Source organism: Methylorubrum podarium (assembly GCF_022179745.1).
Classification (GTDB): domain Bacteria; phylum Pseudomonadota; class Alphaproteobacteria; order Rhizobiales; family Beijerinckiaceae; genus Methylobacterium; species Methylobacterium podarium.
Window position 1 is genome coordinate 1 of sequence record NZ_BPRD01000368.1, and the last position, 8951, is coordinate 8951.

An 8951-nucleotide genomic window follows, 5' to 3' on the forward strand; every position below is an offset into this window, starting at 1 on the left:
AGGCGATGATCGACGCCACCGGCTTCGGGCATCTCACGGAGAGCCGCGATCCGCTGCTGCACCGCCTGCTCGAGCGGGGTCTCGTGCGCCCCGGACCGTTCGGGCTCGGCCTCGATGCCGGCGTCGATTACCGGGCCCTCGGCGGATCGGCCGGGGAGGGCGGGGGACCGCTCTGGATCCTCGGGCCGCTCCTCCGCGGCGTCCTGTGGGAATGCACCGCCGTGCCGGACATCCGCAACGAGGCGGCGGACCTCGCCAGCCTCGTCGCCGCCGACCTGGACCGCGCCGCCGCGGCCTGACGGACACCATCCTCCCCTTTGTCCTGAAGCGGCGGAGAGCCCCGGCTCCCCGCCGCTTCACGCGTTCGTGACATCGGCTGATCCCCGTCTCGGGCGCCCCGGCCCCGACGCCTCCCGCCGCAAATCCCTGTCTCGCCTGCCGTTTCCCGCCCTGCGGCGACCGGCGTTTCCGCCGCCGGCTCATAAATCGGAATCGTTCTAAAGAGCTGGACAGGAGTTTGGACTTGTTCTAATTAAGAACCGTGACGGCGGGAGGCCCGGAGCCGCTGGGCTCGGGACGGAGACCGCCAGCCGACGACCGAACGAAACCGGAGAGAGATCATGGCCACCTCGAGCAACGCCGCCTGCCAGAGCTGCCGCTTCTTCGACGAGCACAAGACGAACGGCGCCCAGGCGTCGGGCGATCAGGGCCTGTGCCGCTACAACCCGCCGGTGAGCCAGCCCGACCCGCAGGGCAACGGCCTCTGGCCGGTGGTCGCCTCCAAGGATTGGTGCGGCCACTTCACCGCCGACGTCACCCCGGCCGAGTAAGACGCGGTCCGACAGGGTTAGTCCGAAAGGGCCGGTGCCAGGGGCGCCGGCCCTTTTCGCATGCGCCGCTCGCAAGGGCCGTTCGCATGGTCGGCTCAGCCGGGTCGCGCAAACACCGGCGAATTGCGCGGGAACCGCCCCGCGGCGGCCATGATCCGGTCACCTTCCGATTCGATGGCTGCGGCGAAGGGGCAACGGTCCGTGAGTGGACGGCCCGGTCGACAGGATGAACGGTGCGGCCCGCACTCGCCGCCGCACCCGAGTGGGGATGATTGCATGATCTTCGGACCGATTGGTGCCCGCGCGCCTTTCCTCCGCGCCGCGGCCGTCGCCGCCGGCTTCACGGCCCTGGGGGCCCTGTCGGCGGGTCCCGCCTCGGCCGCCGCGCCCCAGCATGACCCGAGCGGCACGTGGCTGACGCAGGACGGCAAGGCCCGCATCCGCGTCGAGAAGTGCGGCCCGCAGGAGAAGAACCTGTGCGGCTACGCGGTGTGGCTGAAGACCCCGCTCAATGACGAGGGCAAGCCGCGGGTCGATTTCCGCAACCCCGATCCGAAGAAGCGCGCCCGCGCCTCGCTCGGCCATCAGCTCATCCTCGGTCTCAAGCTGAACGAGGACGCCCATTACGAGGGCAAGATCTACAACGCCGAGGACGGCAAGTTCTACGACGTCACGATCTGGTCGGACGAGCCGGAGGAGCTGACGGTCAAGGGCTGCCTGATCGCCTTCCTGTGCCAGTCGCAGACCTGGAAGCGGGTGGGCGACACGCTGCCCGGCCAGCTCACCGGCCCGACCAACGGCGCGAACGGCCCCCGCGCCGACGCCGAGTGGGCGCCCAAGGCCGCCCCCGGCGCGACCGCCAACGGCCCCGCCGCCACCGGCACCACCGGCCCGGCGCCCGCCGCCAAGCCGGCGCCGAAGCCCGCCGCGCCGAAGGCTCCGGCCGCCGCGGCTCCGGCGCAGTAATCCGCCCCACGGCTGAAGAGGCCGCGTCAGGGCTGCGCCTGCGGGTTGACTGGGCGCGCCCTCGAAGCATCCCCCGCCGTTGTTCCGGGGCCGCAACGCGGAACCCGGAATCCAACCGAGATGCGGCGCTGACGAATGGCGTCGCGGCCAGTCATGGATTCCGGGTTCGCTTGTCAGCGCCCCGGAATGACGGGGGCGGGACCGAGGAGTCCGGCAAAGACCATCACGCCGTCGGGGTCGCCACGCGCTGGCGCAGACCGGCGATCACCGCCTTCAGCATCTCGCCACTCGCCTCGTCCGAGAGGCCGCCGGGGCTGCGCGCGGCGTAGATCCGCTCATGCACGAAGGCGAGCTTGGCGATCACCGCGGGCGTCAGCTTGAACGGGTAGAGCGGCGGCTGGCCCATGGAGCGGTTGAGCGAGTTCACCGCGTAGGTGAGCGGGATCCACGCCTCGACCACCCGCTCGAAATCCGGCGTCTCGTAGGGATCGAAATCGACGCAGGTCGAGGCCACGGCCGGCTCGGCCGCGCCGCGCAGCTTCGGCCGCAGACGGATCTCGAAGGCGCTGCCGGTCTCCAGCGTGTCGATGATGTGCAGGTAGTGGGCGAAGGTCTCGGCGAAATCCTCCCAGGGATGCGCGGTGGCGTAGGCCGAGACGAAGGATTCCTGCCAGTCGGCGGGCGGACCGTGGGCGTGATGGCGCCGAAGCGCGGCGCCGTAATCGAGGCTCTCGTCGCCGAACAGGGCGCGGAAGGACGGCAGGCTCGCGTCGAAGCGCACCAGCAGATTCCAGAAATAATGCCCGATCTCGTGCCGGAAGTGGCCGAGCAGGGTGCGGTAATACTCGCCGAACAGCTTGCGCCGGCGCTCCCGCTCGACGTCGTCCGCCTCGGCGATGGACAGCGTGATGAGCCCGTCGAGGTGGCCCGTCATCACCGGCGGCCCGGCGGACTCGGCGAGGAAGTCGAAGGCGAGGCCGTCGGAATATTGCGCCCGCGTCACCAGCGGCAGGTCGAGGCGCAGGAGCGAGTAGAACAGCCGGTGCTTGGCCGCCTCGATCTGGCGCCAGCGGTCGAGGTTGGCCGGCACGCTCAGGTCCGGAACGACGCGGTTGTGGCGGCAGGTGACGCAGTAGGTCTCGGGCGAATCCTCCGGCACCATCCAGTTGCAGGCGTCGTGGGCGGCGTTGGCGCAGAAGCGGTACTTGCGGCCCGGATGGGCGTAGGCGCGGAACAGGGCGCCGCGCCCGTCCTCGCCGCAGGGCTCCAGGGCCGAGACCTCGTGCCGGTCGCAGACATAGCCGAGCCGGCGCTCGCAGCTCTCGCAGACCGTGCTCTCGAAGGAGACCGGCTGGTCGCAGGCCTGACACTGGAAGATCTTCATGAAGAGGGCCCGCTCCGTCCGTTGCGGGGACCAGACAAGAACCGGACCGTGGCCTCGCTCGCGCGGCCCGCACCAACCAAGGTCGTGAGCCCGACGAAGTTCCGCACCGCCCCTCCGCCGGGCCGCTGCACGCTTCTTGCTTTTTTCGGGCGCTCCATCCCGCGGCGTTGGGATGTATAAGGCGGGCGGCCTGCGGCAGCGCGCACCGCATCTCATCGTGCCGAGAGACCTCACGACAACGTTCCCGGAGCCTCCGTGTCGATCCAAGCCGCCCTGCACCACGTCACGCATTACCGCTACGACCGGCCGATCGCGCTGGGGCCGCAGACCATCCGCCTGCGCCCGGCCCCGCATGCCCGGACCAAGGTACCGGCCTACGCGCTGAAGGTGAGCCCGGAGAACCACTTCATCAACTGGCAGCAGGACCCGGCGGGCAACTGGCTCGCCCGCCTCGTCTTTCCGGAGAAGACCACGGAGTTCCGCGTCGAGGTCGATCTCACCGCCGACCTCGCGGTCATCAACCCGTTCGATTTCTTCGTCGAGCCCTATGCCGAGCGCCGCCCCTTCGACTACGAGGCGGATCTGAAGGTCGCGCTCGCGCCCTACCTCGTCCTCGACGAGGCGCAGGGACCGGAGATCGACGCCTTCCTCGCCGAGGTGCCCGACGAGACCCACACGGTCAGCTTCCTCGTGGCGCTGAACGAGCGGGTGCGCGCGCACGTCGCCTACGGCGTCCGGATGGAGCCCGGCGTGCAGACCGCCGCCGAGACGCTGACGCTCAAGAGCGGCTCCTGCCGCGATTCCGCGTGGCTGCTGGTGCAGGTGCTACGCCGGCTCGGCTTCGCCGCCCGCTTCGTCTCCGGCTACCTGATCCAGCTCGTGCCCGACACAACCGCCGTCGACGGCCCGGCCGGCACCACCACCGACTTCACCGACCTGCACGCCTGGGCCGAGGTCTACCTGCCCGGCGCCGGCTGGATCGGCTTCGACGCCACCTCCGGCCTGCTCACCGGCGAGGGGCACATCCCGCTGGTTGCCACCGCCCACTACAACGCCGCCGCGCCGATCTCGGGCCTCGCCGAGCCGGCCAAGGTCGAGTTCGCCTACGAGATGACGATCAGCCGCGTGGCGGAAGCCCCGCGGATCACCAAACCGTTCTCCGACGAGGTCTGGGCGGCGATGGACGCGCTCGGCGAGCGCGTCGACGCGGATCTCGCCGCGCAGGACGTGCGCCTGACCATGGGCGGCGAGCCGACCTTCGTCTCGGTGGACGATTTCGAATCGCCCGAATGGAACGTCGCCGCCGTCGGCCCGACCAAGCGGGGCCTCGCCGACACGCTGGTCCGGCGCCTGCGCGACCGCTTCGCGCCGGGCGGCATGCTGCATTACGGCCAGGGCAAGTGGTATCCCGGCGAGAGCCTGCCGCGCTGGGCCTTCGCCCTGTACTGGCGCAAGGACGGCGTGCCGGTCTGGAAGAACGCCGACCTGATCGCGGTGGAGGACGGGCCGAAGACGGCCTCCATCGCGGATGCCGAGCGGCTGATCGGCGCGCTGGCCGAGCGGCTCGAACTCGCCCGCTTCGTCTTCCCGGCCTACGAGGACGCGGTCTACTGGAAGAACCGCGAGAGCGAGTTGCCGGTCAACGTCACGACCGCGGCGCCGCAGACCGGCAGCCTGGAGGCCGATGCCCGCTTCCAACGGGTGTTCGGGCGCGGCCTCGACACCCCCGTCGGCTACGTGCTGCCGCTTGCCAACCTCGCCGTGGGCGAGGGCCGCGCCTGGATCTCGGAAGGCTGGATCTTCCGCCGCGGCGGCGCCTATCTCAGCCCCGGCGACTCGCCGATGGGCTTCCGCCTGCCGCTCGGCTCGCTTCCCTATGTGCCGCCGGATTCCTACCCCTATTACCACCCGCAGGATCCGATGGAGGCCCGCGGCGACCTGCCCGCCGAGCCCGGCGGACCCAAGGACGCGCCGCTGCCCAAGGGATCGGACCGTGACAACGGGGCCGGCCTGGAGGGCGTGGCGGTGCGCACCGCGCTCGCGGTCGAGCCCCGCGACGGCGTGCTCTGCGTGTTCATGCCGCCGCTGGAGCGGGCGGACGAGTATCTCGACCTCGTCAGGCATCTGGAGCGTGCCGCGGAAGCCGTCGGCCAGCCGATCCATATCGAGGGCTACGAGCCGCCCTACGATCCGCGCCTCTCGGTCATCAAGGTCACGCCCGATCCCGGCGTGATCGAGGTCAACGTCCACCCCGCCGCCTCTTGGCGCGAGGCGGTGGACATCACCACCGGCCTCTACGAGGAGGCGCGGCAGACCCGCCTCTGCGCCGAGAAGTTCATGATCGACGGGCGCCATACCGGCACGGGGGGCGGCAACCACGTCGTGCTCGGCGGCGCGAGCCCCGCCGACTCGCCGTTCCTGCGCCGGCCGGACCTGCTGAAGAGCCTCGTGCTGTTCTGGCAGCGGCATCCCTGCCTGTCCTACCTGTTCGCCGGCCTCTATGTCGGCCCGACGAGCCAGGCGCCGCGCATGGACGAGGCGCGCCACGACGGGCTCTACGAACTGGAGATCGCGCTCGCCCAGGTGCCGGGGCCGGACGAGGCCAACATCCCGCACTGGTTGGTCGACCGGCTGTTCCGCAACATCCTCGCCGACGTGACCGGCAACACCCACCGGGCCGAGATCTGCATCGACAAGCTGTTCTCGCCGGACGGGCCGACGGGGCGCCTCGGCCTCCTCGAATTCCGCTCCTTCGAGATGCCGCCGGACGCGCGCATGAGCCTCGCGCAGCAGGTGCTCTTGCGCGCCATCGTCGCGTGGCTCTGGCGCGAGCCGCAGACGGGCGGCTGTGTCCGCTGGGGCACGGCCCTGCACGATCGCTTCATGCTGCCGCATTTCCTCTGGGCCGACTTCCTCTCCGTGCTGGAAGACCTGCGCGCCGGCGGCTACGACTTCGACCCTCAGGCTTTCGCGGCGCAGGCCGCGTTCCGCTTCCCCGTCTTCGGCCGGGTGGAGCAGGGCGGCGTGAGCCTCGAACTGCGCCAGGCGCTGGAGCCCTGGCACGTGCTGGGCGAAGAAGGGACCGCCGGGGGAACCGTGCGCTTCGTGGACGCATCCGTCGAGCGGCTTCAGGTGAAGGTCGAGGGCTATGTACCCGGCCGGCACGTGATCGCCTGCAACGGCCGGCGCCTGCCGATGACCGCGACCGGCGCCAGCGGCGAGGCGGTCGCGGGCCTGCGCTTCAAGGCGTGGCAGCCCGCCTCCTCGCTGCACCCGACGATCCCGCCGCACGGGCCGCTCACCTTCGACATCCTGGATGCCTGGAGCGGCCGCTCGCTCGGCGGCTGCCGCTACCATGTGAGCCATCCGGGCGGCCGCAATTACGAGAGCTTCCCGGTCAACGCCTACGAGGCGGAGGGGCGCCGCCTCGCCCGGTTCGAGGCCATGGGCCACACCCCCGGCCGCGTCGCGATGCCGGCCGAGGAGCGCACCGGCGACTTCCCGCTGACCCTCGACCTGCGCACGCCCGCCCCGCGATGACCGCTTCGGCCGCCCTCGCGGACGGGCCCGCCCGGCCCGACCCTGACGCGGCGGCCGAGGATCCGGCCGCGCGCATGCGCCGCTGGACGGAAGCGTACGCGCCCCGGCCCGGCCTCGCCGACGCGCTGATGGATGCGGACGGGACTCTGCGCGGCGGCTGGCCGCGCTTCCTCGAACGCCTCGCCCGGCTCGACGACCGGGAGGTCGCCGCCCGCTTCCTCTCCGCCGAGCGGCATATCCGCGACGCGGGCATCTCCTACCGGGTCTACGGCGACGGGCGCGAGCATCCCTGGCCGCTCGGATCGCTGCCCCTCGTCATCGACGCCGCCGACTGGGCGGAGCTGTCGGCCGGCATCGTCCAGCGCGCCGGCCTGATGGAGCGCATCGTCGCCGACATCTACGGCGCCGGCCGGCTCGTCGCGGAAGGCTTTCTGCCCGCGGGGGTGGTGGCCGGGCATCCCGAATTCCTGCGGCCCGTCCACGGCATCGCGCCTCCCGGCGGGCGCTGGCTGCCGATCTATGCCGCGGATGTCGGCCGCGGGCCGGACGGGCGCTGGCAGGTCCTGGCCGACCGCACGCAGGCGCCCTCCGGCCTCGGCTACGCGCTGGAGAACCGGATGGTGCTCGCCCGCGCCTTCCCGGACCTGTTCGCCGACCTCCACGTCGAGCGCCTGCCCGGCTTCTTCCAGGCCTTCCGCGCCGGCCTCGCCGCGTCGTGCGAGCGCAGCGACCCGCGCATCTGCCTGCTCACGTCGGGCCCCTACAGCAGCACCTATGTCGAGCAGGCCGCGCTCGCCCGCTATCTCGGCTTCCTCCTGGTCGAGGGCGACGACCTCGTGGTGCGCGACGGGCTCCTGCACGTGCGCACCATCGCCGGGCTCAAGCGCACCGACGCGGTGTGGCGGCGGATCGATGCCGACTACCTCGACCCGATGGAGCTGCGCTCGGATTCGCGCCTCGGCGTGCCCGGCATCCTCCAGGTGCTGCGTCGGGGCGGGACGGTGATCGGCAACATGCCGGGTTCCGGCGTGCTCGAATCGGCCGCGCTCGGGCCCTACCTGCCGGCCATCGCCCGGCGCCTCACCGGCGAGGAGCTGCGGCTCGCCGGCCCCCGGACGTGGTGGTGCGGCGATCCCGAGGGTCTGGCCCACGCGCTCGCCAATCTCGACCGCCTGACGCTGCGCCCCGCGGCGACCCCTCTGCGCGGCCCCGAGCGCGACGCGATGCTCGCCGGCCCCGTCCTCGACGCCGCCCGCGCCCGCGCCGTGGCCTCCTTGCGCGAGCGCCCGTTCGACTGGGTGGCGCAGGAGCCCGCGCCGCTCTCGACCATGCCCGCTTGGCAGGACGGGCGCCTGGTGCCCCGGCCCTTCGTCATGCGCGTCTTCGCCGCCGCCACGCCGGAGGGCTGGCGGGTGCTGCCGAGCGCCTTCTGCCGCGTCGCCGAGCGCGACGGCGCCGACCCGACCGAGATGCGCGCCGGCATCCGCTCGGCGGATGTCTGGGTCCTGTCCGACACGCCGGTCGACACGCCGACCCTCCTGCACACCAGCGCCCCGCGCATCCGCCGCATCGCCGGCCACCTGCCGTCGCGGGCGGCCGACAACCTGTTCTGGTTCGGGCGCTACCTGGAGCGGGCGGAGGCGGTGATCCGCCTCGTCCAGGCCCATCTCGGCGTGTTCACCGAGGCGGTCGCCGCCGACGCCTGCGGCGAGGAGGGGGCGCCGACGGCGCGCGCCATCCGCGCGCTGCTGAAGGAGTGGGACTCGGTGAGCGCGGCCGACCTCGCCCCGGCGGCGCTCGCCCAGGAAGCGCTGTCGGGCAAGACGGTCTTCGGCTCGGGCCTCGCCCACGTAATGGAAGCCCGGCGCATCGCCGCGTCCCTGCGCGAGCGGCTGCCGGCGGAATCCTGGCGGGCGCTGGCCGACCTGCGCGACACCCTGGTCTATGCCGAGGGCTGGACGCCGACCGAGGCCCAGCTCTTCGGCAAGGCCGAGCGGGCGCTCGGCCACCTCGCCGCGCTCTCCGGCCTGCTGCACGAGAATATGGGCCACGCCGCCGGCTGGCGCTTCGCCGATATGGGCCGGCGCATCGAGCGGGCGATCAACACCTGCGGCTTCGCCCTGCGCTTCTGCGGCCCGGACGCGAGCGCCGAGGATCTCGGCGTGATGCTCTCCCTGGCCGATTCGCAGATCGCCTACGGTGCCCGCTACCTCGTCGGCGTGAGCCGGGAC

General features: G+C 72.1%; 5 protein-coding genes and 1 pseudogene. 5 read left to right on the forward strand and 1 reads right to left on the reverse strand.

Annotated elements, in window-relative coordinates; genetic code table 11:
• From MFF42_RS17960 to MFF42_RS17970, 3 genes and pseudogenes are all read left to right on the forward strand, one after another.
• Positions 1-299 (forward strand): annotated as a pseudogene (locus MFF42_RS17960) (FAD/NAD(P)-binding protein); the annotation flags it as partial.
• A gap of 321 nt (positions 300-620) precedes the next feature.
• Complete coding sequence (locus tag MFF42_RS17965) at positions 621-830, forward strand: hypothetical protein (RefSeq protein WP_238256971.1); 210 nt, start codon at positions 621-623, stop codon at positions 828-830.
• A gap of 276 nt (positions 831-1106) precedes the next feature.
• Positions 1107-1796, forward strand: coding sequence for a DUF2147 domain-containing protein (locus MFF42_RS17970; RefSeq protein WP_238256972.1), 690 nt, complete (start codon positions 1107-1109; stop codon positions 1794-1796).
• Positions 1797-2019: 223 nt separating this feature from the next.
• Here the strand turns inward: MFF42_RS17970 and MFF42_RS17975 are convergent, their stop codons facing one another.
• A complete protein-coding gene (locus tag MFF42_RS17975) occupies positions 2020-3180 on the reverse strand; it encodes a zinc-binding metallopeptidase family protein (RefSeq protein WP_238256973.1) in 1161 nt (386 codons plus the stop codon).
• Positions 3181-3435: 255 nt separating this feature from the next.
• Here MFF42_RS17975 and MFF42_RS17980 point away from each other — a divergent pair, with 255 nt between their 5' ends.
• Positions 3436-6720: a transglutaminase family protein gene (locus tag MFF42_RS17980; protein ID WP_238256974.1), complete on the forward strand. Its 3285-nt coding sequence runs from the start codon at positions 3436-3438 to the stop codon at positions 6718-6720.
• Positions 6717-8951, forward strand: a 2235-nt coding sequence (locus MFF42_RS17985; RefSeq protein ID WP_238256975.1) for a circularly permuted type 2 ATP-grasp protein, incomplete at its 3' end; no start/stop codon positions are given. The genes MFF42_RS17980 and MFF42_RS17985, both read left to right, overlap by 4 nt.

Coding starts and splice junctions, on each gene's coding strand:
- MFF42_RS17975 (WP_238256973.1), bottom strand. CDS start 3,180: ATGAAGATCTTCCAGTGTCAGGCCTGCGACCAGCCGGTCTCCTTCGAG.
- MFF42_RS17965 (WP_238256971.1), top strand. CDS start 621: ATGGCCACCTCGAGCAACGCCGCCTGCCAGAGCTGCCGCTTCTTCGAC.
- MFF42_RS17970 (WP_238256972.1), top strand. CDS start 1,107: ATGATCTTCGGACCGATTGGTGCCCGCGCGCCTTTCCTCCGCGCCGCG.